This is a genomic window from Streptomyces sp. NBC_00654, assembly GCF_026341775.1.
Classification (GTDB): domain Bacteria; phylum Actinomycetota; class Actinomycetes; order Streptomycetales; family Streptomycetaceae; genus Streptomyces.
The window spans coordinates 2580428-2603274 of sequence record NZ_JAPEOB010000002.1 but is presented as its reverse complement, the minus strand read 5'-3'; the positions used below and the strand labels follow the sequence as shown (position 1 = coordinate 2603274).

The 22847-nt window shown below is 70.8% G+C and carries 15 protein-coding genes; all 15 read left to right on the top strand.

Annotation, left to right across the window (positions count from 1 at the left end):
• The first annotated feature begins 107 nt into the window (after window positions 1-107).
• Entirely contained in the window at window positions 108-2729 is a 2622-nt protein-coding gene (locus OHA98_RS31840) for a valine--tRNA ligase (RefSeq protein ID WP_266930641.1), read from the top strand.
• Window positions 2730-2984: 255 nt separating this feature from the next.
• Window positions 2985-4508, top strand: a complete 1524-nt coding sequence (locus tag OHA98_RS31835; RefSeq protein ID WP_266930639.1) for a folylpolyglutamate synthase/dihydrofolate synthase family protein — start codon at window positions 2985-2987, stop codon at window positions 4506-4508.
• Window positions 4509-4510: 2 nt separating this feature from the next.
• The gene (locus OHA98_RS31830; protein ID WP_266930637.1) at window positions 4511-4861 is read left to right on the top strand and encodes a DUF4233 domain-containing protein; all 351 of its coding nucleotides are present in this window, start codon (window positions 4511-4513) and stop codon (window positions 4859-4861) included.
• Window positions 4862-5007: 146 nt separating this feature from the next.
• Entirely contained in the window at window positions 5008-5421 is a 414-nt protein-coding gene (gene ndk / locus OHA98_RS31825) for a nucleoside-diphosphate kinase (protein WP_266930635.1), read from the top strand.
• A 290-nt stretch (window positions 5422-5711) separates the two neighbouring features.
• Window positions 5712-6731, top strand: a complete 1020-nt coding sequence (locus tag OHA98_RS31820) for a rod shape-determining protein (RefSeq protein WP_037698738.1) — start codon at window positions 5712-5714, stop codon at window positions 6729-6731.
• A gap of 98 nt (window positions 6732-6829) precedes the next feature.
• The gene (mreC, locus tag OHA98_RS31815; protein ID WP_266930633.1) at window positions 6830-7936 is read left to right on the top strand and encodes a rod shape-determining protein MreC; all 1107 of its coding nucleotides are present in this window, start codon (window positions 6830-6832) and stop codon (window positions 7934-7936) included.
• A 5-nt stretch (window positions 7937-7941) separates the two neighbouring features.
• Window positions 7942-8604 carry a rod shape-determining protein MreD gene (gene mreD, locus OHA98_RS31810; protein WP_266930632.1) on the top strand — a complete coding sequence of 221 codons (663 nt, stop codon included), beginning with the start codon at window positions 7942-7944 and terminating at the stop codon, window positions 8602-8604.
• A 61-nt stretch (window positions 8605-8665) separates the two neighbouring features.
• Entirely contained in the window at window positions 8666-10840 is a 2175-nt protein-coding gene (mrdA, locus tag OHA98_RS31805) for a penicillin-binding protein 2 (protein ID WP_266930630.1), read from the top strand.
• Window positions 10840-12033, top strand: a complete 1194-nt coding sequence (gene rodA / locus OHA98_RS31800) for a rod shape-determining protein RodA (RefSeq protein ID WP_266930629.1) — start codon at window positions 10840-10842, stop codon at window positions 12031-12033. The genes mrdA and rodA overlap by 1 nt, the downstream gene beginning before the upstream one ends.
• Window positions 12034-12107: 74 nt before the next feature.
• A complete protein-coding gene (locus OHA98_RS31795) occupies window positions 12108-13676 on the top strand; it encodes a CYTH and CHAD domain-containing protein (protein ID WP_266930628.1) in 1569 nt (522 codons plus the stop codon).
• A gap of 52 nt (window positions 13677-13728) precedes the next feature.
• The gene (locus OHA98_RS31790; RefSeq protein WP_266930626.1) at window positions 13729-15654 is read left to right on the top strand and encodes a TIGR03960 family B12-binding radical SAM protein; all 1926 of its coding nucleotides are present in this window, start codon (window positions 13729-13731) and stop codon (window positions 15652-15654) included.
• Between the two features lie 68 nt (window positions 15655-15722).
• The gene (locus OHA98_RS31785; protein ID WP_266930624.1) at window positions 15723-16295 is read left to right on the top strand and encodes a GNAT family N-acetyltransferase; all 573 of its coding nucleotides are present in this window, start codon (window positions 15723-15725) and stop codon (window positions 16293-16295) included.
• 62 nt (window positions 16296-16357) lie between these two features.
• Window positions 16358-17338, top strand: coding sequence for a hypothetical protein (locus tag OHA98_RS31780; RefSeq protein ID WP_266930623.1), 981 nt, complete (start codon window positions 16358-16360; stop codon window positions 17336-17338).
• 123 nt (window positions 17339-17461) lie between these two features.
• Complete coding sequence (locus tag OHA98_RS31775) at window positions 17462-18244, top strand: TIGR03936 family radical SAM-associated protein (RefSeq protein WP_266930621.1); 783 nt, start codon at window positions 17462-17464, stop codon at window positions 18242-18244.
• 227 nt (window positions 18245-18471) lie between these two features.
• Window positions 18472-22662 (top strand): Rne/Rng family ribonuclease, encoded by a 4191-nt coding sequence (locus OHA98_RS31770; protein ID WP_266930619.1) that lies wholly within the window; start codon window positions 18472-18474, stop codon window positions 22660-22662.
• The last annotated feature ends 185 nt before the right edge of the window (window positions 22663-22847 follow it).

Sequence of the window (22847 nt, the reverse complement as noted above, 5' to 3'; positions counted from 1 at the left end):
TCCGAACATCCTGGCGGAAGCGGCACTGGCATGGGGCATCGCGGATCACACCGTTACTGAACAATCCCGTTTCAGTGCAGGACTGTGACGGCCCTAAACTGTCCCCCGTGACCGAGAACACTCAGCAGCAGCCAGCCAGCAACCCCGAACTGCCGACCCAGTACGCGCCGGCCGATGTAGAGGGGAAGCTGTATGAGCGCTGGGTAGAACGCGGGTACTTCGAAGCGGACGAACACAGCGACAAGCCGCCCTTCAGCATCGTCATCCCGCCGCCGAACGTCACCGGAAGCCTCCACCTCGGGCATGCCTTCGAGCACACCCTGATCGACGCCCTCGTCCGCCGCAAGCGCATGCAGGGCTTCGAGGCGCTGTACCAGCCCGGCATGGACCACGCCGGGATCGCCACCCAGAACGTCGTCGAGCGGGAGCTCGGCAAGGAGGGCAAGTCCCGCCACGACCTGGGTCGCGAGGCCTTCGTCGAGCGCGTCTGGAAGTGGAAGAAGGAGTCGGGCGGCCAGATCGCGGGGCAGATGCGCCGCCTGGGCGAGGGCGTCGCCTGGTCCCGTGAGCGCTTCACCATGGACGAGGGCCTGTCCACCGCCGTCCAGACCATCTTCAAGCGGATGTACGACGACGGCCTGATCTACCGCGCCGAGCGCATCATCAACTGGTGCCCCCGCTGTCTGACCGCGATCTCGGACATCGAGGTCGAGTACCAGGACGACGACGGCGAGCTCGTCTCCATGACGTACGGTGAGGGCGAGGAGACCATCGTCGTCGCCACGACCCGCGCCGAGACGATGCTCGGTGACACCGCTGTCGCCGTCCACCCCGACGACGAGCGCTACCGGCACCTCGTCGGCAAGCGGATCAAGCTGCCGCTCACCGACCGCACGATCCCGGTCGTCGCCGACCACCACGTCGATCCGGAGTTCGGCACCGGCGCCGTCAAGGTGACCCCCGCGCACGACCCGAACGACTTCGAGATCGGCAAGCGCCACGACCTGCCGTTCCTCACGGTCATGGACGAGCGCGCCGTCATCACCGTTCCCGGCCCCTTCGAGGGCCTGGACCGTCTGGAGGCCCGCTCCGCCATCGTCGCCGCGCTGCGCGCCGAGGGCCGGATCGTCGCCGAGAAGCGGCCCTACGTCCACTCGGTCGGCCACTGCTCGCGCTGCAAGACCACCATCGAGCCGCGCCTGTCCCTCCAGTGGTGGGTCAAGGTCGCGCCGCTCGCCAAGGCGGCCGGTGACGCCGTCCGCGACGGCAAGGTCAAGATCCACCCGCAGGAGATGGAGAAGCGGTACTTCGACTGGGTCGACAACCTCCACGACTGGACGATCTCGCGCCAGCTCTGGTGGGGCCACCGCATCCCCGTCTGGTACGGCCCGAACGGTGAGGTCGTCTGCGTCGGACCGGACGAGGCAGCGCCCACGGGCGAGGGCTGGACCCAGGACAGCGATGTCCTGGACACCTGGTTCTCCTCCGGCCTGTGGCCGTTCTCCACGCTCGGCTGGCCGGAACGGACCGACAGTCTCGCGAAGTTCTACCCGAACTCCGTCCTGGTCACCGGCTACGACATCCTCTTCTTCTGGGTCGCCCGGATGATGATGTTCGGCCTGTACGTCAATGACGGCGTCCCGCCGTTCGAGACCATCGTCCTGCACGGCATGGTCCGCGACGAGCACGGCAAGAAGATGTCGAAGTCCTTCGGCAACGTGGTCAATCCGCTGGACTGGATGGACAAGTACGGCTCCGACGCCCTGCGCTTCACGCTGGCGCGCGGCGCCAACCCGGGCACCGACGTCCCGATCGGTGAGGAGTGGGTCCAGGGTTCGGCCAAGTTCGCCAACAAGATCTGGAACGCCACCCGCTTCGCGCTGATGAACGGCGCCACGATCGAGGGCGAGCTGCCGCCCGCCGACGAGTTGTCGGTGACCGACCGCTGGATCCTGTCCCGGCTGAACAAGACCGTGGCCGAGGTCGACGCGTTCTACGACGACTACCAGTTCGCCAAGCTCAGCGAGGTGCTGCGGCACTTCGCGTGGGACGAGGTCTTCGACTGGTACGTCGAGCTGTCCAAGACCACGTTCTTCGCGGGCGGCCGGCCGGCCGAGGTCTCCGGCCGGGTCCTCGGTGAGGTCCTCGATGTGATGCTGCGGCTGCTGCACCCCATCGTCCCGTTCGTCACCGAGACGCTCTGGACCGCGCTCACGGCCCGGGAGTCCGTGGTCATCGCCGACTGGCCGGCCGACTCCGGCTTCCGGGACGACGCGGCCGAGCGGGAGATCGAGCTGGTCCAGCAGGTCGTCACCGAGGTCCGCCGGTTCCGCTCGGACCAGGGCCTCCAGCCCGGCCAGAAGGTCCCGGCCGAGCTGACCCTGACCGGCACGGCGCTCGCCCCGCACGAGGCGGCCATCCGCCAGCTGCTGCGGCTCCAGCCCGCCGGGGACGGCTTCCATGCCACGGCGACGCTGCCCGTCGCGGGGGCCACGGTCGCCCTCGACCTCTCCGGCACGATCGACATCCCGGCCGAGCGCAAGCGCCTCACGAAGGACCTGGAGGCCGCGGGCAAGGAGAAGGCCCAGGCCAACGGGAAGCTCGGCAACGAGGCGTTCCTGGCCAAGGCCCCGGACAACGTGGTCGACAAGATCCGCGGCCGGCTGGCCAAGGCCGAGGCCGACATCGAGCGGATCACCGCCCAGCTGGCGAGCCTGCCGCAGGGATGATGACCTGAGGGCGAAGCCCCCGCACCCCCGACCGACCGGGATTGCGGGGGCTTCGTCGTACCCGGGCACGGCTCAGGACTCCCGCCGCTCGGGACCCCTGCCGCTCAGGACCCTCGCCGTTCAGGACTCCCGCGCGGCCGGACGAGGCCGGTGGGGCCGCCGGCGGAGGTCAGGACGGCCGATCCGCCCGTCGCTCCCGCGCCGACGTCGCCGGGCGCTGCGCGCGTTGTCCGTGCCCATCCGTAGACTGGTCCCGTGAGTGAGCCCCGCCCTTCAGACCGGCACGACGCGTCAGAGTCCGACGACACCTTCGCGGAGATCGTCGACGAAGCGACCCAGCGCGACCCCGACCTGGCGGTGATCGAGGCCGGGAGCCGCACCCTGCGCACCCAGTCCGGACCGCCCCAGGGCGATACCGTCCCCACCCGCCCGGCCGATCCCGAGACCGACAGGGCGCTGCACGCCGTGGAGCAGGAGCTCGCCGGCCGCTGGGGCGAGACCAAGCTCGAACCTTCGGTGACGCGGATCGCGGCCCTGATGGACGTGCTCGGCGAGCCGCAGCGCGCGTACCCCTCCATCCACATCACCGGCACCAACGGCAAGACCAGCACGGCCCGCATGATCGAGGCCCTGCTCAACGCCTTCGAGCTGCGCACCGGCCGCTACACCTCGCCGCACGTCCAGTCGATCACCGAGCGGATCAGCCTGGACGGCGCCCCGATCGAGGCCACACGCTTCATCGAGACGTACGAGGACATCAAGCCGTACGTCGAGATGGTCGACGCCCAGCAGCCCTACCGGCTGTCGTTCTTCGAGGTGCTGACCGGTATGGCGTACGCGGCCTTCGCCGACGCGCCGGTCGATGTCGCGGTCGTCGAGGTCGGCATGGGCGGCACCTGGGACGCGACGAACGTGATCGACGCCTCCGTCGCCGTCGTCACCCCGATCTCGCTGGACCACACCGACCGGCTCGGTTCCACACCCGCCGAGATCGCGGGGGAGAAGTCCGGGGTCATCAAGCAGGGTGCCACCGTCATCCTGGCGCAGCAGCCGGTCGACGCGGCGCAGGTGATGCTGAAGAAGGCCGTCGAGGTGGACGCCACCGTCGCCCGCGAGGGCATGGAGTTCGGCGTCGCCTCCCGGGAGATCGCGGTCGGCGGCCAGCTGCTGACGCTGCGCGGTCTCGGCGGTGAGTACGACCAGATCTTCCTCCCGCTGTACGGGGCCCACCAGGCGCACAACGCGGCGGTGGCGCTCGCCGCGGTCGAGGCGTTCTTCGGCATCGGCGCCGAACAGGCCCGGACGCTCGACATCGACGCGATCCGCAAGGCCTTTGCCTCGGTGCTGTCGCCGGGCCGCCTCGAAGTGGTCCGCTCCAGCCCGACCGTCGTCCTGGACGCCGCGCACAACCCGGCGGGTGCCCGTGCGGCGTCGGAGGGGATCTCCGAGGCGTTCAGCTTCTCCCGGCTGATCGGTGTGGTCGGGGCGAGCGGCGACAAGGATGTGCGGGGGCTGCTCGAAGCGTTCGAGCCGATCTTCGCCGAGGTCGTGATCACCCAGAACTCCAGCGCCCGTTCGATGGACGCGGACGAGCTGGCCGGTATCGCCGTCGAGGTCTTCGGCAACGACCGGGTCCAGGTCGAGCCGCGGCTGGACGACGCGCTGGAGGCGGCGATCACGCTCGCCGAGGAGCACGAGGAGTACGCGGGCGCCGGGGTCCTGGTGACCGGATCCGTGATCACGGTCGGCGAGGCCCGGCTGCTGCTGGGAAGGGGCTGAGGGTGCGTACGCTCTGCGCGTCGACGCTGATCGGCGAGTTCTTCGTGATCGGCTTCGCCGGTCTCGTCGCGATGAAGTCCGACGACCTGACGGCGGCCACGGTCTGGACGGTCTGCGGCATCGGCATGCTGCTGTCCGTGCTGCTGTGCGGGATGATCACCCGCCCCGGCGGTGTGCAGCTTGGCTGGGTGCTCCAGGTCGCTCTGGTGCTCAGCGGTTTCGTGGTCCCGATGATGTTCATCCTCGGCCTGGTCTTCGGCGGTCTGTGGTGGGCCTCGGTGCACTACGGCCGCAAGATCGACGAGGCGAAGGCCCGCTGGGCGGCTCAGGAGGCCACCGAGGCCCCGGCCTGACGCCGGGCCCTGGCCCCCGCCGCTTCCGGGCCCCTGGCCCGCCGCTCCGGGCCGGAGGATGACGCTGCGTAAACCCGGGCGCCGGCCCGTTCCCGTACCCCTGTAATCTCGCCTCACCGCACCCGTATGCCTGCAAGGAGCCGCACATGACTCAGCGCACCCTCGTCCTTCTCAAGCCGGACGCCGTCAGGCGTGGGCTGATCGGCGAGATCGTCGGCCGTATCGAGCGCAAGGCCGGCTGGCAGATCACCGCGCTGGAGCTGCGTACGCTGGACCAGGAGACGCTGGAGCAGCACTACGGCGAGCACAAGGGCCGCCCGTTCTACGAGCCGCTCGTCGAGTTCATGGCCTCCGGGCCCGTCGTCGCCCTGGTGGCCGAGGGCGAGCGGGTCATCGAGGGTGTCCGTGCCCTGGCCGGCCCCACCGACCCGATCGCCGCCGCGCCCGGCTCGATCCGCGGTGACTTCGGCACGATCACCCGGGAGAACCTCATCCACGCCTCGGACTCCGAGGAGTCCGCGGAGCGAGAACTCAAGCTGTTCTTTCCGGGACTTTCCTGACTTCGGATCGGCCAATCAGCGCTCATGACCTGGGGCGACCGAAGTAATTCGGTCGCCCTTCGGCATAGGGTTCGGGATCGCGGGAACGCATCCCACCGACGTAACGTCACCATGGGTGGAACGCGAACCCGTTCCGCTCACCATGGCGAAGGACCCTCGCGCTGTGTCCGTGCATACGGCACTACGATGGAAGCCTCCACGCCCGCAGCGCCAACCCTCGCCTACCGAAAAAGCCATCTCCGCTTCTTGGGAAGGCCCGACGCATCCTCATGGGGAACAAGGGGAACTCAATGTCGTTCATCGGCCGTGACATGGCTATCGACCTCGGGACTGCCAACACGCTGGTGTACGTCAGGGGGCGCGGCATCGTTCTGAACGAGCCGTCCGTCGTGGCCATCAACACCAACACCGGCGGAATTCTCGCGGTCGGCTCCGAGGCCAAGAAGATGATCGGCCGTACGCCGGGCAACATCGTTGCCGTGCGGCCTCTGAAGGACGGCGTGATCGCCGACTTCGAGATCACGGAGCGGATGCTCCGCTACTTCATCCTCAAGATCCACAAGCGCCGCTATCTGGCCCGCCCGCGGGTCGTCGTCTGTGTGCCCTCCGGTATCACCGGGGTCGAGCGACGCGCCGTCATCGAGGCATCGACGCAGGCCGGCGCGCGCCAGGTGCACATCATCGAGGAGCCCATGGCAGCGGCCATCGGCTCCGGTCTGCCGGTCCACGAGGCCACCGGGAACATGGTCGTCGACATCGGTGGCGGCACCACCGAGGTCGCCGTGATCTCGCTCGGCGGAATCGTCACTGCCCAGTCGATCCGGGTCGCCGGTGACGAGCTGGACAACGCGATCATCCAGCACATCAAGAAGGAGTACTCGCTCCTCCTCGGTGAGCGGACCGCCGAACAGATCAAGATCACGATCGGTTCCGCGTACGACATGGACAAGGACGAGCACACCGAGATCCGCGGCCGCGACCTGGTCTCGGGGCTGCCCAAGACCGTCGTGGTCTCGGCCGCCGAGGTCCGCAAGGCCATCGAGGAGCCGGTCAACGCGATCGTCGACGCCGTGAAGACGACGCTCGACAAGTGCCCGCCGGAGCTCTCCGGCGATGTCATGGACCGCGGTATCGTCCTCACCGGCGGCGGCGCGCTCCTGCGCGGACTCGACGAGCGGCTGCGCCGCGAGACGGGCATGCCGATCCACATCGCCGAGGACCCGCTGGACTCGGTGGCGCTCGGATCGGGCAAGTGCGTCGAGGAGTTCGAGGCGCTCCAGCAGGTGCTGGACGCCCAGCCCCGACGGTAGAAACTCCACGATCCGACGTGCGGACGCTGCGGCTCCGTACGTCGGATCGTTGATATACAGGCACGAACATTCCGACGAGGAAGGCACGGCCGCCGCACGTGAGGGACACACGAGAGAGCCGGCTGCTCCTGGTGCTGCTGATCGCCATCGCATTCGCTTTGATCACGGTGGATATCCGCGGCGGCGAGGAGTCACCGGTGGACGGCGCCCGGCAGGCCGCCGCAACGGTCTTCGGACCGGTCGAGAACGGCGTGGCGGCAGCGGTCGACCCGGTGGGCAACGCCATCGGTGCCGTACGGGACTCCGGCGACCGGCACGACCGGATCGCGGCGCTGGAGCGGGAGAACGCCGCCCTGAAGGCGAGGCTCGGCAGCGACGACCGCAACAACAGCCGGGTCCGCCAGCTCGACGCCATGATGAAGAACGCGGGCGCGGGCCAGTACGGCATCAAGGGCGCCGAGGTCATCGCCATAGGAGCGGCCCAGGGCTTCTCCTGGACGATCACCATCGACGCCGGGAGCAATGACGGCATCAAGCGCGACATGACGGTGCTCAACGGCCAGGGGCTGGTCGGCCGCGTCACCACCGTCGGCCCGGACACCGCGACCGTACTGCTGGCCAGCGACCCCGACTTCACCGTCGGCACCCGGATGGAGAGGACCGACGAGCTCGGCTTCGCCACCGGCCAGGGCTCCCGGCCGCTGTCGGTCCAGTTCCTCAACGGCAAGGCGAAGGTGAAGAAGGGCGACCGGCTGGTCACCTTCGGCTCCAGCAAGGACAAGCCCTTCGTACCCGGCGTCCCGGTCGGCGAGGTCGTCCGGGTCGACCCGTCCGGCGGCGATCTGACCCGGACCGTCTATGTGAAGCCGTACGTCGGGTTCACCAAGCTCGACATCGTCGGCATCGTGGTCCAGGCACCGCGCGAGGACCCCCGCGACATGGTGCTGCCGAAGAAACCCGAAAAGCCGAAGCCCACCCCCACGGTCACCGTCACCCTCCAGCCGAACGGCGATCTTGTCGACGGCGGCGGAAAGGTCGTCGGCAACATCCACGAGAAGCCCGGCACGAAACCCACGGGGAACACCACGGGCGAACAGGCCGGGAACACCGGGAACAGCACGCGGAATCCCGCCGGGAATTCCACCGCCAACGCCGACAACGCGGCGGATTCCGGCAATGCGGCAAACGACCAGGAGCAGGGCTGATTCCCATGCGATTCAACCGGACTCTGCTCTCGGTCACCCTGGTCGTGGTCGCCCTCGTCATCCAGGTCTCCGTACTCGCGCGCCTCCAGCTCCCCGGCGCCGTCCCCGACCTGCTGCTGCTCACCGTCCTCGGACTCGCCTTCGTGTACGGGCACGTCAGCGGCGCCCTCATCGGCTTCGGCGCGGGACTCCTCGCCGACCTGGCACCGCCCGCCGACCACGCCGCGGGGCGCTACGCCCTGGTGCTGTGCGTCATCGGCTACCTCGCGGGACTGGCCCGGCCCACGAACGGGCAGCTCAAGTCGGCGCTCGCCCCGATGGCCGTCGTGGTCGCCGCGGCCATCGGCTCGACACTGCTGTACGCGGGTGTCGGCGCCCTGGTCGGCGACACGGCCGCCCGCCATGTGGGGCTGGGCAGCCTGCTGTTCACCGCCGCGGTCTACGACCTGCTGCTGGCACCGTTCACCGTGCCGCTGATCATGGCCCTCGCCAGACGTACCGAGAACGACCCGCTCACCGAGTCCTCCGGCGGCGGCGATGTCGCCGCGGGGTGGCTCACCTCGGGCACCGGGCTGCGGATCGGCAGCCAGCGCGGCGGACTGCGCGTCAAGGCCGCCCGCAACCGTGCCGCACGCGCAGGAAGGATCAAGGGGGTCAAGCGACTGTGACGCCGTACTTCCCGGGGCGGGAGCCCCGTACCACCGGCCGGACCACCGCCGGGGGTGACCGGTGAGCAACATCCCCGAGACCGGCCGGACCCAGCGGGTCCAGATCCGGCTCATCGTCATTCAGGTCCTCGTCTTCTCCCTGCTGTTCACCCTCGGCGGCCGCCTCTGGTACCTCCAGATCCGCAACGGCCAGGAATACACCGACGAAGCGAAGAACAACCACGTCCAGCAGGTCGTCCAGCCCGCCGTCCGCGGCTCCATCCTCGACGCCCGCGGCGTACCGCTCGCCGACAACGAGACCCGGCTCGTCGTCTCCGCCAGCCGCACCGAGCTGATGAAGATGGAGGACAAGGGCAACAGCGTCCTCACCCGGCTCGCCGAAGTGCTGGACATGAAGCCCAAGGACGTCCTCGACAAGGTCCGGCTCTGCGACGCGAAGACCCCGCAGCCCTGCTGGAACGGCTCGCCCTACCAGCCGATCCCCGTCACCGACGAGGCCACCACCCAGCAGGCCCTCCAGATCCGCGAACGCGCCGAGGACTTCCCCGGCATCACCGCCGAGCCCACCGCCGTACGCCGCTACGCCGCACCCGGCAAGGCCAACACCGCCCAGGTCCTCGGCTACCTCTCCCCGGTCACGGACGACGAGATCACCAAGGCGCAGAACACCGACTCGCCGTACCTGCGCTCCGACCAGGTCGGCCGCTCCGGGCTGGAGCGCACCTACGACAAGGCGCTGCGCGGCAAGGCGGGCGTCACCCGCTACGAGGTCGACAACCTCGGCCGGGTCATCGGCCAGGCGGCGAACGACAAGGCGGAGCCCGGCGCGAGCGTCGTCACCTCCATCGACGCCCGGGTCCAGGCGGTCGCCGAGTACGAGCTGAACCAGGCCATGGAGACGGCCCGCAAGGAGCTCGACCGCAACACCGGGGTGAACTACAAGGCGGACTCCGGAGCCGTCGTCGTCATGGAGGCCAAGACCGGCCGCATCGTGTCCATGGCCTCCCTGCCGAACTACGACCCGAACTCCTGGGTCGGCGGCATCTCCGGCAAGGACTACGCCAAGCTCACCAGCAAGAAGTCCAACTTCCCGCTGCTGAACCGGGCCATCCAGGGGCAGGCGGCCCCCGGCTCCATCTTCAAGGTGATCTCCTCCACCGCCGCCGTCAACGCGGGATACGACTTCGACGGCAACTACCCCTGCCCCAGCTCGTACTCCATCGGCGGCCAGACCTTCAAGAACTTCGAGTCCCAGGGCTACGGCAGCATCTCCCTCGGCCGCGCCCTGGAGGTCTCCTGCGACACCGTCTACTACGGTCTCGCGCACAAGGAGTGGCAGAAGGACGGCGGCACTCTGCCGAAGAAGAACGCCAACGACTGGTTCTACCGGACGGCCCACGAGTTCGGCCTCGGCAAGGAGACCGGCATCGACCTCCCCAACGAGGTCAGCGGCCGTGTCCCCGACCGCAAGTGGAAGCAGGACTTCTTCAAGGCGAACAAGGACGCCTGGTGCAAGCAGGGCAAGAAGGGCGGGACGTACGTCGAGCAGATCGCGTACGAGAACTGCCTCGAAGGCAACAAGATGCGCGCCGGTGACTCCGTCAACTACTCCATCGGCCAGGGCGACACCCTCGTCACCCCGATCCAGATGGCGACCATCTACGCCGCCATCTCCAACGGCGGCACCCTGTACGACCCGACCGTCGGCAAGGCGATCGTCAGCGGCGACGGCAGGACCGTGCAGAAGATCAAGCCCACGTCGCACGGCAAGCTCCCCTTCACCGGAGACACGCGCGACAAAATAGACGAAGCCCTCGCGGGTGTCGCGACCCGGGGCTCGGCCGCCTGGCGCTTCGGCGGCTGGCCCCAGGACAAGATCCCGATGCACGCCAAGACCGGCACCGCCGAGGTCTACGGCAAGCAGACGACCTCCTGGTTCGCCACGTACACCAAGGACTACTCGATCGTCATGACGATCTCCCAGGGCGGCACCGGCTCCGGTGCCTCCGGGCCCGCCGTGCGCAACATCTACAACGCCCTCTACGGCCTCGACACCGCGGGCAAGCAGGACCTGAAGAAGGCACTGCTGCCCAAGCCCCAGAAGGCCCTGCCGAAGATCCAGCCCGACGGCTCGATCGACGCCCCGAGGATCAAGCCGTACGACCCGAACTCGCAGAAGCCTCCCCTCGAAGAGGGACAGCAGGCACTCGCCGGAGCACCGGGAAGGCGGGACTGATGGCCGGCGGCTTCTCCGTCTCCCGGTACGCCCCCGAACGCGGTTCCTGGGCCAAGCTCACCGCCCGGGACTCCGTCGTGCGCCGGCTCGACTGGCCGCTGCTCGGCTCGGCGCTCGCGCTCTCCTTCATCGGCTCGCTGCTCGTCTGGTCCGCCACCCGCAACCGCGACACGCTCACCCACGGCGACCCGTACTACTTCTTCTTCCGGCACGCCCTGAACACCGGCATCGGCGTCGCCCTGATGATCGGCACGATCTGGCTCGGCCACCGCACCCTGCGCGGGGCGGTCCCGATCCTGTACGGCCTCTCGGTGCTCCTGGTCATGGCCGTGCTCACCCCGCTGGGCGCCACGGTCAACGGCGCCCACGCGTGGATCATCGTCGGCGGCGGCTTCTCCCTCCAGCCCTCCGAGTTCACCAAGATCACCATCATCCTGGGCATGGCGATGCTGCTCGCCGCCCGGGTCGACGCGGGCGACCAGCTGCACCCGGACCACCGGACGGTCGCCAAGGCGCTCGGCCTGGCCGTCATCCCGATGGCCGTCGTCATGCTGATGCCGGACCTCGGCTCGGTGATGGTCATGGCCGTCATCGTGCTCGGTGTGCTGCTGGCCTCCGGAGCCTCCAACCGCTGGGTCTTCGGACTGCTCGGAGCGGGCACCGCGGGCGCGGTCTCCATCTGGCAGCTCGGGCTGCTCGACGACTACCAGATCGCGCGCTTCGCGGCCTTCGCCAACCCGGCGCTGGACCCGGCGGGCGTCGGCTACAACACCAACCAGGCCCGCATCGCGATCGGCTCCGGCGGCCTCACCGGCACCGGGCTGTTCGAGGGCACCCAGACCACCGGCCAGTTCGTCCCCGAGCAGCAGACCGACTTCGTCTTCACCGTCGCCGGTGAGGAACTGGGCTTCCTCGGCGCCGGACTGATCCTCGTCCTGCTCGGCGTCGTCCTGTGGCGCGCCTGCCGGATCGCCCGCGAGACCACCGAGCTGTACGGCACGATCGTCGCCGCGGGCATCATCGCCTGGTTCGCCTTCCAGGCCTTCGAGAACATCGGGATGACCCTCGGCATCATGCCGGTGGCGGGTCTGCCGCTGCCGTTCGTGTCCTACGGAGGGTCCTCGATGTTCGCCGTCTGGGTGGCGATCGGGCTGTTGCAGTCGATCAGGGTGCAGCGGCCGATAACGGCCTGAGACGTGCGGACACCACGCCCCGCCCTCGTCGCGGACAACGCGTCCAAAGGCTGTCCTGCCTCTAGATTCGGTACATGGCGGACTCGAAGCGTGAGATCGAGCGGAAGTACGAAGCGGCTCCCGGAACCCGGCTGCCCGACCTGACCCGCGCGGCCGGGGTCCTCGAAGTCGCCCACCGAGGCGTCCATGAGCTCGACGCCGTCTACTACGACACCGAGGACCTCCGGCTCGCCGCGGCCTCCCTCACCCTGCGGCGCCGGACCGGCGGCGACGACGAGGGCTGGCACCTGAAGTTCCCCGTCGCCACCGGCATCCGTGACGAGATCCGCGCCCCGCTCGCCGACACCCTGCCCGCCGGGCTCGCCGCACTGCTCCGCTCCCGGGTCCGGCACACCGCACTCGTCCCCGTCGTACGGCTGCGCTCCGCCCGTGACGTCCACCATCTGCTCGCCGCCGACGGCACCCTCCTCGCCGAGCTCAGCATCGACCGGGTCCGCGCCGAACGGCTCACCGAGGACGGCGGCGGCGCCACCGCGGAGTGGACCGAGCTGGAGGTGGAACTGGCCGACGACGGCGACCCCGCCTTCCTGGACGTGGTCGAACGCAGGCTGCGCGAGGCCGGGGTACACCCCTCGGCCTCCGCCTCCAAGCTGGCCAGAGCCCTCGCCGAGACCGCCCCGGCGACGACGCGCCGAGGGAGCGGGAACGGGAGCGGGAGCGGAACCGGGGACGGGCGGGGCAGCGGCCGGAAGGCACGGGCCACCGCGGGCGACCACGTCCTCGCCTACGTACGCGAACAGATCGAGGCGATCATCTCCCTCGACCCCGCCGTGCGGCGCGACCTGCCCGACTCCCTGCACCGGATGCGCGTCGCCACCCGGCGGCTGCGCAGCGCCTTCGCGACGTACCGCAAGGTGCTGGACCGCGCGGTCACCGATCCGGTGCGCGAGGAGCTGAAGTGGCTCGCCGCCGAGCTCGGCGTCGAGCGCGACCGGGAAGTCCTCGACGAACGGCTGCGCACCGCGCTCGCCGAACTGCCCCGCACCCTGTGCCTCGGCCCCGTCCGCGGCCGGCTGCGGATCTGGTCGGCGGCCCGCCGCGCCGGCTCCCGCCGCCGCACCGTCGCCCTGCTCGACGGGCAGCGCTACCTCACCCTCCTGGACTCCCTGGACGCGCTCCGCGCGGACCCGCCACTGCTGCCCGGCGCGGCCAGCAAGCCTGCCAAGGCCCTGCCCCGCGCGGTGCTGAAGGACCATGACCGCCTCGCCGCCCGCATCGGCCACGCCCTCGCGCTCCCGCCCGGCCACGAACGCGACCTGGCGCTGCACGGGGCCCGCAAGGCGGCCAAACGCGCCCGGTACGCGGGCGAGGCGGCCAGGCCCGCGCTGGGCAGGCCCGCCAAGCGGTTCGCCCGCAGGACCAAGGCCGTACAGACCCTCCTCGGCGACCACCAGGACAGCGTCGTCGCCCGCGCGGCGCTGCGCGACCTCGCGGTCCAGGCACACGCGGCGGGGGAGTCCGCCTTCACCTGGGGACTGCTGTACGGCAGGGAGGAGGCGCGGGCGGCGGCCGGTGAGAGAGAGCTGCCGGAGGTCTGGCGGAAGGCGTCCGGGCCGGAAGTGCGGGCGGATCTGAAGGGCTGAGCAGCGGGGTACGCTGGATGGTCACCCCTGCCAGCTCACGAAGGTTCGCGAGATGTCTGCCGAGTCGGTCTTCCCACAGCTCGAAGCTCTGCTCCCGCATGTGCAGAAGCCCATCCAGTACGTCGGCGGTGAGCTGAACTCCACCGTCAAGGATTGGGACAGCTGCGACGTCCGTTGGGCCCTCATGTACCCCGACGCCTACGAGGTCGGACTGCCCAACCAGGGCGTCATGATCCTTTACGAGGTACTCAACGAGCGCGAGGGCGTCCTCGCCGAGCGCACCTACAGCGTCTGGCCCGACCTCGAAGCGCTGATGCGCGAACACCGGGTCCCGCAGTTCACCGTGGACAGCCACCGTCCCGTCGGCGCCTTCGACGTCTTCGGGCTCAGCTTCTCCACCGAGCTGGGCTACACCAACATGCTCACCGCCCTCGACCTCGCGGGCATCCCGCTGGAGGCCGCGGACCGTACGGTCGACGACCCGATCGTCCTCGCGGGCGGCCACGCCGCGTTCAACCCCGAGCCGATCGCGGAGTTCATCGACTGCGCGGTCATCGGCGACGGCGAGCAGGCGGTCCTGGAGATCACCGAGATCGTCCGGGCCTGGAAGGCCGAAGGCCGTCCCGGTGGCCGTGACGAGGTGCTGTTCCGGCTGTCCAGGACGGGCGGCGTCTACGTCCCGCGCTTCTACGACGTCGAGTACCTCCCCGACGGCCGCATCGGCCGTGTCGTGCCCAACCGGTCCGGCGTGCCGTGGCGCGTGTCCAAGCACACCGTCATGGACCTCGACGAGTGGCCCTACCCGAAGCAGCCGCTGGTCCCGCTCGCGGAGACCGTCCACGAGCGGATGTCCGTCGAGATCTTCCGCGGCTGCACCCGCGGCTGCCGTTTCTGCCAGGCCGGCATGATCACGCGCCCCGTGCGGGAGCGAAGCATCACCGGCATCGGCGAGATGGTCGAGAAGGGCCTCAAGGCCACCGGCTTCGAAGAGGTCGGCCTGCTGTCCCTCTCCTCCGCGGACCACACCGAGATCGGTGAGATCGCCAAGGGCCTCGCCGACCGGTACACCGAGGACAAGATCGGCCTCTCGCTGCCCTCCACCCGCGTCGACGCGTTCAACGTGGACCTGGCCAACGAGCTGACCCGCAACGGCCGCCGCTCCGGGCTCACCTTCGCCCCCGAGGGCGGCTCCGAGCGCATGCGCAAGGTCATCAACAAGATGGTCTCGGAGGAGGACCTGATCCGTACGGTCTCCACCGCGTACGGCAACGGCTGGCGCCAGGTGAAGCTGTACTTCATGTGCGGCCTGCCCACCGAGACCGACGAGGACGTCCTCCAGATCGGTGACATGGCGGTCAAGGTGATCGCCAAGGGCCGCGAGGTCTCCGGCCAGAACGACATCCGCTGCACCGTCTCCATCGGCGGTTTCGTGCCCAAGCCGCACACCCCCTTCCAGTGGGCCCCGCAGCTCAGCGCCGAGGAGACCGACGCCCGGCTGACGAAGCTCCGCGACAAGATCCGCGGCGACAAGAAGTACGGCCGCTCCATCGGCTTCCGCTACCACGACGGCAAGCCCGGCATCGTCGAGGGCCTGCTCTCGCGCGGTGACCGCCGGGTGGGCTCCGTCATCCGCGCCGTCTACGAGGCCGGCGGCCGCTTCGACGGCTGGCGCGAGCACTTCAGCTACGACCTCTGGATGGCCAGCGCCGAGAAGACGCTGCCCGGGTTCGGCGTGGACGTCGACTGGTACACCACCCGGGAGCGTACGTACGAGGAGGTCCTGCCCTGGGACCACCTCGACTCCGGCCTCGACAAGGACTGGCTCTGGGAGGACTGGCAGGACTCGCTCGACGAGACCGAGGTCGAGGACTGCCGCTGGACCCCGTGCTTCGACTGCGGCGTCTGCCCGCAGATGGACACCAGCATCCAGATCGGCCCGACGGGCAAGAAGTTGCTCCCACTCACCGTGAAGAAGTAGCCGTGACCAGCGGTGATGCCGGCCGTCCGGGGGCTCCCGCCCGGCAGGCGCGCGAGAGGATGCCCGCCATGACCGGGCTGGGACCCGACGCCTGGCCGCCCGCCCCGATCAGGACGGAGAGGCTCGTGCTCCGCGAGTCCGAGGCCCGCGACCGTGCGGCGTTCGTCGAACTCTTCGCCTCGCCGGAGGTGGGTACCCACATCGGTGGTCACCGGCCGCGCGGCGAACTGGAACGCGCGGTGCCCGAGGTCCCCGGCCGGCGCCCCGGCCTCTTCGTGGTGGAGCTCGACGGAGCGATGATCGGCATGACCACGCTCGACCGGCGCGACGCGGAGCGCCCGGGGCACGTCCGCCCGGACGGCGGTGAGGCCGAGCTGGGCTACCTGTTCCTGCCGCGGGCGTGGGGCCGCGGGTACGCCGCCGAGGCGTGCTCGGCGGCACTGGACTGGTTCGCCGACGCGCTTCCCGGCGAGCCGGTGGTGCTCTGTACGCAGACCGCCAACGACCGCGCGATGCGTCTCGCGGCGAAGCTGGGGTTCACCGAGCTGGAGCGGTTCGAGGAGTACGGCGCCGAGCAGTGGTTCGGTGTGCGGTCGCCGGTGACACCGACCGGTCACTCCGCCCCTGCTCCCGCCGGGTGACAGCTCGGTGACGATGGCCCGGTCCGGGAAACTCCGGACCGGGCCGTCGCGTCATTCACGGCATGGAACACGGCAAGCACCAGGCACCACAGGCGTACGAGCCCGGTGAAGGCTGCCTGACCACCCTGATCAGGATTCCGGTACGGATCGTGGTCCTGGTGATCGTGCTGCCCGTACGCATGGTCCGGGACGCGCTCGCCGTCGCCTGGCGTGCCGCCGAACGGGTACTGCTGCGCCCGCTGGGCCGGGCCCTGGGCCTGCTGTTCGACACGCTCGTCGCGGTCCCGTCGGCCTGGCTGTACCGCACCGTCCTCACCCCGCTCGGCCATGGCCTGCTGTGGCTGGCCACCGCACTGTTCATCCGGCCCTGGATCGGCCTGTGGCGGTACGTGGTGGTGCCGGTGGTGCGGTACGGACTGGTCGTACCGCTGGCGTGGCTGTACGGGACGGTCCTCACTCCGGTCGGACACGGCGTCTCCTGGCTGCTCGTCATGGTGGGACGCGGCATCGCGGCCGCCGCGCGGGGCCTGGCGGCAGCCCTCGTACGGCTGGTCCTGACGCTGCTGGTCGCCCCCGTCTCCTGGCTGTACCGGCGGGTGCTCGCCCCGGTCGGCCGGGAGATCGGCGCCGCGATCGAGGTCGCCTGGCGGGTCGCCGGATACCTCTCCCGGGCCATCGGCCGGGCCCTGGCCTGGCTGGCCCGGCATCTGGTCGGCGCCCCGGTGGCCTGGGCCTACCGCTCGGTGTGCACCCCGGTCGGGCATTTTGTGCGCGACGCGGTCTGGGCCCCCGCCAAATGGGCCGCTGTGGAGGCCGGGCGGGCCGCCCGCGACGCCCTGCGAGCGGCCCGCGAGAGCGTACGGCAGGCCCGCCGGGACGCCTGGCGGGCGCTGGTCGGGGGAGGAGCGGACCCCCGGGCCGGGGAACGGGGCACGGTTGCTGCGCGTACGCTGGGCAGTGCGCAACAGACAGCGACTGTCCCCAGCGCGGCGCAGGCACCCGAGATCTCCCCGCTTGGAGCGGAAACCCTCAAGCGGGGGTGAGCCGGGGCGGGCGCCCCGGGGTCACCCGTATTTCGTGGGCGGCGCTCCACCGAGCCCGCCCCGCACCGAGGAGAAGAACCACTGGGCAAGCGACAGCCCGAAGGCCCGCCGCCCGCACCGGCAGTGCAGCGCATCCGCCTGCGCTACACCAAGCGCGGCCGCCTCCGGTTCACCAGCCACCGAGACTTCCAGCGGGCCTTCGAGCGGGCACTGCGCCGCTCCGAGGTGCCGATGGCGTACTCGGCCGGCTTCACCCCGCACCCCAAGGTGTCGTACGCCAATGCCGCCCCCACCGGCACGGGCAGCGAGGCCGAGTTCCTGGAGATCGCCCTCACCGAGGCGCGTGACCCCGATGTGCTGCGCGCACTGCTCGACGAGTCGCTGCCGGACGGGCTCGACATCACCGACGCGGTGGAGGCCCGTACCTCGGGTCTCGCCGACAGACTGACCGCGTCCGTCTGGGAGATGCGCCTCGACGGAGTGACGCCCGAGGACGCCCGCAAGGCCGTTTCCGCCTTCAACGACGCCGGGACCGTCGAGGTCCAGCGCCGGGCGAAGAACGGGATGCGGACCTTTGACGCCCGTGCGGCCGTCGCCGACCTGCAGGCTCTTGATCCACAGCCTGATAGGCCCGGGGACAAGCCCTGTGCGATACTGCGGCTGGTTGTTCGGCACGTGACACCTGCCGTGCGACCCGACGACGTCCTGTCCGGTCTCCGAGCTGTGGCCGACCTCGCGCCGCCGGTTGCCGCAGCGGTGACCAGGCTGGAGCAGGGGCTCTTCGACGAGGAGTCCGGCACGGTGACCGACCCGCTCGCGCCTGACCGCGAGGCAGCCCCGACCGCTCAACCAGCGGTCGCCCAGGCAGCCGTCGCGACGGCGCCGGAAGGTACAGGATCCGCGTAAGGCGGTCGTTGTAGCGCAGCCCTTGGACTCGGGAGCCACCTGGGTCGGGCCGCGCACTGACCAGAAGACTTTCGCCAGGCCGTGCGTACAACGCGTACGGAACCGGCGAGCCAGACATCAGCTCCCGTGCGGCGCCCGCGCCCCGGACGGCGGTACCGCGTATCAGCGGACCGTGCCGGACCGGAATCAGGCGCGGCGCCCGGGAGCGTGACGGGAGAACCGCCCGCATGAGTGAGCCGAACGAACCCGGTACGACCGGGAACACCGAAGACAACACCCCCGGGGACAAGCTGCCGCCGCGCCGCAGGCGCCGCGCGGCCTCCCGCCCCGCGGGCCCGCCCACCGCGGGCGTACCGGGCACCGAGGACAGCACGCCGGCCGTCGAGGCCGAGGTCTCCGCGAGCACGGACGCCGCGCCGGACGAGGCCGAGGCCCCCGCACCGCGCGCCCGTCGCCGTGCGACCCGTAAGGCGACGGCTCCGGCCGGTGCGCCGCAGGCCGCGGAAGCCGCTGTTGTGGCCGAGCCGGTGGTCGCCGAGGCGCCCGTCGCCGAGGTCGCTGAGGTCGTCGAGGAGGCCGAGGCTCCGGCGCCGCGTGCCCGTCGCCGTGCGACCCGTAAGGCGACGGCTCCGGCCGGTGCGCCGCAGAGCGCCGAGGCCGTGGAGATCGTGGAGCCCGCGGTGGCCGCCGAGGTCGTCGAGGAGCCGCCGGCTCCCCGCGCCCGTCGCCGTGCGACCCGTAAGGCCACCGCTCCGGCGGGTGCCCCGCAGTCCGCGGAAGCCGCTGTCGTGGCCGAGCCGGTGGTCGCCGAGGCGCCCGTCGCCGAGGTCGTCGAGGAGGCCGAGGCTCCGGCGCCGCGTGCCCGTCGCCGTGCCACGCGCAAGGCCACCGCTCCGGCCGGTGCGCCGCAGAGCGCCGAGGCCGTGGAGAGCGCCGTCGAGATCGTCGAGCCCGTGACCGCGCCTGTCGTCGAGGAGGCCGAGGCTCCCGCGCCGCGTGCCCGCCGCCGTGCGACCCGTAAGGCCACCGCTCCCGCCGGTGCCCCGCAGCCCACCGAGGCCACCGCCGAGGAACTGGCCGCCGAGACCGGCGAGAGCCTCCCCGAGGCCGTCGCCGAGGAGCTGGCCGCCGAGACCGCCGAGGTCGAGGAAGCCGCACCGCGCGGCCGTCAGCGCCGTCGCGCCACCGCCGCCGCGGGTCGGCCGGAGTTCACCGGCAAGACCGAGGAGCCCACCCGCAAGGGCCGCCGTGCCGCGCGCCCCGCCGTGGCCGTCTTCCAGGCGCCGGTCTTCGCCGAGCCGATGTTCCAGACCCCCGAGACCGCGGCCGCCGCCGCTGCCGCCGCCGGTCCGGTCACCCCGTACGACGAGATCGACGAGGCCGAGGAGGAGCTGACCGCCGAGGCCGAGACCGCCCAGCCGGCCGCGCCCGCCGAGGCCGAAGCCCCCGAGGCCGCGCCGCAGGGCGGCTCGCGCCGCCGTCGCCGCCGTCGCGGTGAGGCCGCCGAGCCCGAGCAGACCGCCGCTCCCGCCGCCCCGGTGGAGGAGCCCGTCGAGCAGCCCGCGCACGAGCAGGACGAGCCCGAGACCGGTGCGGACGCCGAGCACGAGGGCGAGGGGGACGACACCGACGAGTACGGGGACCGGCCCTCGCGCCGTCGCCGTCGTGGTGGCCGCCGCCGTCGCCGCGGTGAGACCAACGACGCGGACGACGCCGAGCAGCACACCGACGAGGCACCCGCCGACCGCTCCGACCGCTCCGACCGCTCCGAGCGTTCCGAGCGTTCCGCCGAGGACGAGCACCAGGGGCAGGACGCCGACGAGGCGGAGGACGAGGAGGACAACGACTCCTCGGCCGCCGGTTCGAGCAGCAGCCGTCGCCGCCGTCGCCGCCGCCGTCGCAGCGGTGACGCCTCCGCCGAGGCCGACAACGGTCAGGACGACCCGGAGCGTACGGTCGTCAAGGTCCGGGAGCCCCGCAAGAAGGAAGAGCGCGAGCCCGGCACCGGCTTCGACGAGGTCCAGTCCATCAAGGGCTCGACCCGTATGGAGGCGAAGAAGCAGCGCCGCCGCGAAGGCCGTGAGCAGGGCCGCCGCCGCGTCCCGATCATCACCGAGGCGGAGTTCCTGGCCCGCCGCGAGGCCGTCGAGCGGGTGATGGTCGTCCGCCAGAGCGGCGAGCGCACCCAGATCGGCGTCCTCGAGGACAACGTGCTCGTCGAGCACTACGTCAACAAGGAGCAGGCCACCAGCTACGTCGGCAACGTCTACCTGGGCAAGGTGCAGAACGTTCTGCCGTCCATGGAGGCCGCCTTCGTCGACATCGGCAAGGGCCGCAACGCCGTCCTGTACGCCGGTGAGGTCAACTTCGAGGCGCTCGGCATGGCACACGGGCCGCGCCGGATCGAGACGGCTCTCAAGTCCGGCCAGTCGGTCCTCGTCCAGGTGACGAAGGACCCGATCGGCCACAAGGGCGCCCGCCTGACCAGCCAGGTCTCGCTGCCCGGCCGCTACCTGGTGTACGTGCCCGAGGGCTCGATGACCGGGATCAGCCGCAAGCTGCCCGACACCGAGCGGTCCCGGCTGAAGACCATCCTCAAGAAGATCGTTCCCGAGGACGCGGGCGTCATCGTGCGCACCGCCGCCGAGGGCGCGAGCGAGGACGAGCTGCGCCGTGATGTCGAGCGGCTCCAGCAGCAGTGGGAGGAGATCCAGAAGAAGTCGAAGAACAGCGGCAGCTCCAACGCGCCGACGCTGCTCTACGGCGAGCCGGACATGACCGTCCGGGTCGTCCGCGACATCTTCAACGAGGACTTCTCGAAGGTCATCGTGAGCGGCGACGACGCGTGGGAGACCATCCACGGCTATGTCTCGCACGTCGCGCCGGACCTGACGGAGCGCCTGTCGCGCTGGACCTCCGAGGTCGACGTCTTCGCGACGTACCGGATCGACGAGCAGCTGATGAAGGCGCTGGACCGCAAGGTCTACCTGCCCAGCGGCGGCTCGCTGGTGATCGACAAGACCGAGGCCATGGTCGTCGTCGACGTCAACACCGGAAAGTTCACCGGTCAGGGCGGCAACCTTGAGGAGACCGTCACCAAGAACAACCTGGAGGCGGCCGAGGAGATCGTGCGTCAGCTGCGGCTGCGCGACCTCGGCGGTATCGTCGTCGTCGACTTCATCGACATGGTGCTGGAGTCCAACCGGGATCTGGTGCTGCGGCGACTGCTGGAGTGCCTGGGCCGCGACCGTACGAAGCACCAGGTCGCCGAGGTCACTTCGCTGGGCCTGGTCCAGATGACCCGCAAGCGGGTGGGCCAGGGTCTGCTGGAGTCCTTCTCCGAGACCTGCGTCCACTGCAACGGGCGCGGTGTGATCGTGCACATGGAGCAGCCGACGTCCGCCGGTGGCGGCGGTGGCAAGCGTTCCAAGAAGCGCGGCCGCGGCGGCGCGGGCCAGGAGCACGAGCACGAGCAGTACGCCGAGCACCACGAGCACGGCGCCGAGCACGCGGACGAGACCGAGGCCGAGCTGGCCGCGGAGGTCGCCGCCCCGGTGGCGCTGCCCGAGCCGGAGTTCGTCGCGGACGAGGAGCTGTACAGCAGCCCGGCCGAGGCGGAGGCCGCCGCCACGCGTGGACGCGGCCGTCGCCGTGCGACCCGCAAGGTGTCGGCCCCGGCCGGAGCGCCGAAGGCCGCCGCTCCGGCGCCGGTCGCGGAGACCGCCCCGGTCGCGGAGGCCGCTCCGGCGGAGAGCGCCCCGGTGAGCGAGGCGCAGGCCGGGCCCGAGCCGGTCGTCGAGACCCCGGTGGCCGCTGCGGCCCCCGAGGCCGAGGCGGCACCGCAGGGCCGGACGCGTCGCCGTGCGATCCGGAAGGCGTCCGCCCCGGCGGGTTCGCCGAAGCAGGCCGAGGCGGCGGAGCCGGTCCGGCCGGCCGAGCCCACCGCGGAGCCGGTCGCCGCCGAGGACCCGGTCGTCGAGGCGCCCGCGCCCGAGGTCACCGAGGCCCCGGCCGCCCCGCCGCGTGCCCGGCGCCGGGTGACCCGTAAGGTCACCGCTCCGGCGGGCTCGCCCGCGGGTGCCGAGGAGCAGGCGGTCGTGGTCGTGACCGGTACCCCCGCGTCCGGGGCACCCGCCGCCGAGGCACCTGCCGCCGACGCACCGGCTGCGGAGGCCCAGGCCGCCGAGGCGCCGGCGAAGAAGACGGCACGCAAGACCGCCAAGAAGGCGCCGGCCAAGAAGGCCGCCGCCACGAAGACGGCTGCGAAGACCGCCGCGAAGAAGACGGCCGCCAAGAAGACCACCGCGAAGAAGACGACGGCGAAGAAGGCCACGAAGAAGACGGTCGCCGCAGAGCAGTCGTCGCCTTCCGTGACCGCTTCGGCGCCGTCAGCGGAGGGCACGGAGTCCGGCAGTTGATGATTCCGTAACCGACAGTTCAACTCACGTGTCCCGCCCCGAAGCCTTCGGGGCGGGACACGTGCTTTGTTTCAGAACTGATGCAAGCACGGGTTAACGGGCCCGAAATCGCCTGAGAAATCCCTGATAATGTGACGGCGGTTGCTGGCCTGTAGCGGTTCTGAACAGAAACTACAATCGGTGAC

Bases quoted from the DNA above. Each gene is read 5' to 3' on its own strand.
- OHA98_RS31780 (WP_266930623.1), top strand. From the start codon at position 16,358: ATGGAACACGGCAAGCACCAGGCACCACAGGCGTACGAGCCCGGTGAA.
- ndk (WP_266930635.1), top strand. From the start codon at position 5,008: ATGACTCAGCGCACCCTCGTCCTTCTCAAGCCGGACGCCGTCAGGCGT.
- OHA98_RS31790 (WP_266930626.1), top strand. From the start codon at position 13,729: ATGTCTGCCGAGTCGGTCTTCCCACAGCTCGAAGCTCTGCTCCCGCAT.
- OHA98_RS31820 (WP_037698738.1), top strand. From the start codon at position 5,712: ATGTCGTTCATCGGCCGTGACATGGCTATCGACCTCGGGACTGCCAAC.
- rodA (WP_266930629.1), top strand. From the start codon at position 10,840: ATGGCCGGCGGCTTCTCCGTCTCCCGGTACGCCCCCGAACGCGGTTCC.
- OHA98_RS31785 (WP_266930624.1), top strand. From the start codon at position 15,723: ATGACCGGGCTGGGACCCGACGCCTGGCCGCCCGCCCCGATCAGGACG.
- OHA98_RS31770 (WP_266930619.1), top strand. From the start codon at position 18,472: ATGAGTGAGCCGAACGAACCCGGTACGACCGGGAACACCGAAGACAAC.
- OHA98_RS31795 (WP_266930628.1), top strand. From the start codon at position 12,108: ATGGCGGACTCGAAGCGTGAGATCGAGCGGAAGTACGAAGCGGCTCCC.
- mreD (WP_266930632.1), top strand. From the start codon at position 7,942: ATGCGATTCAACCGGACTCTGCTCTCGGTCACCCTGGTCGTGGTCGCC.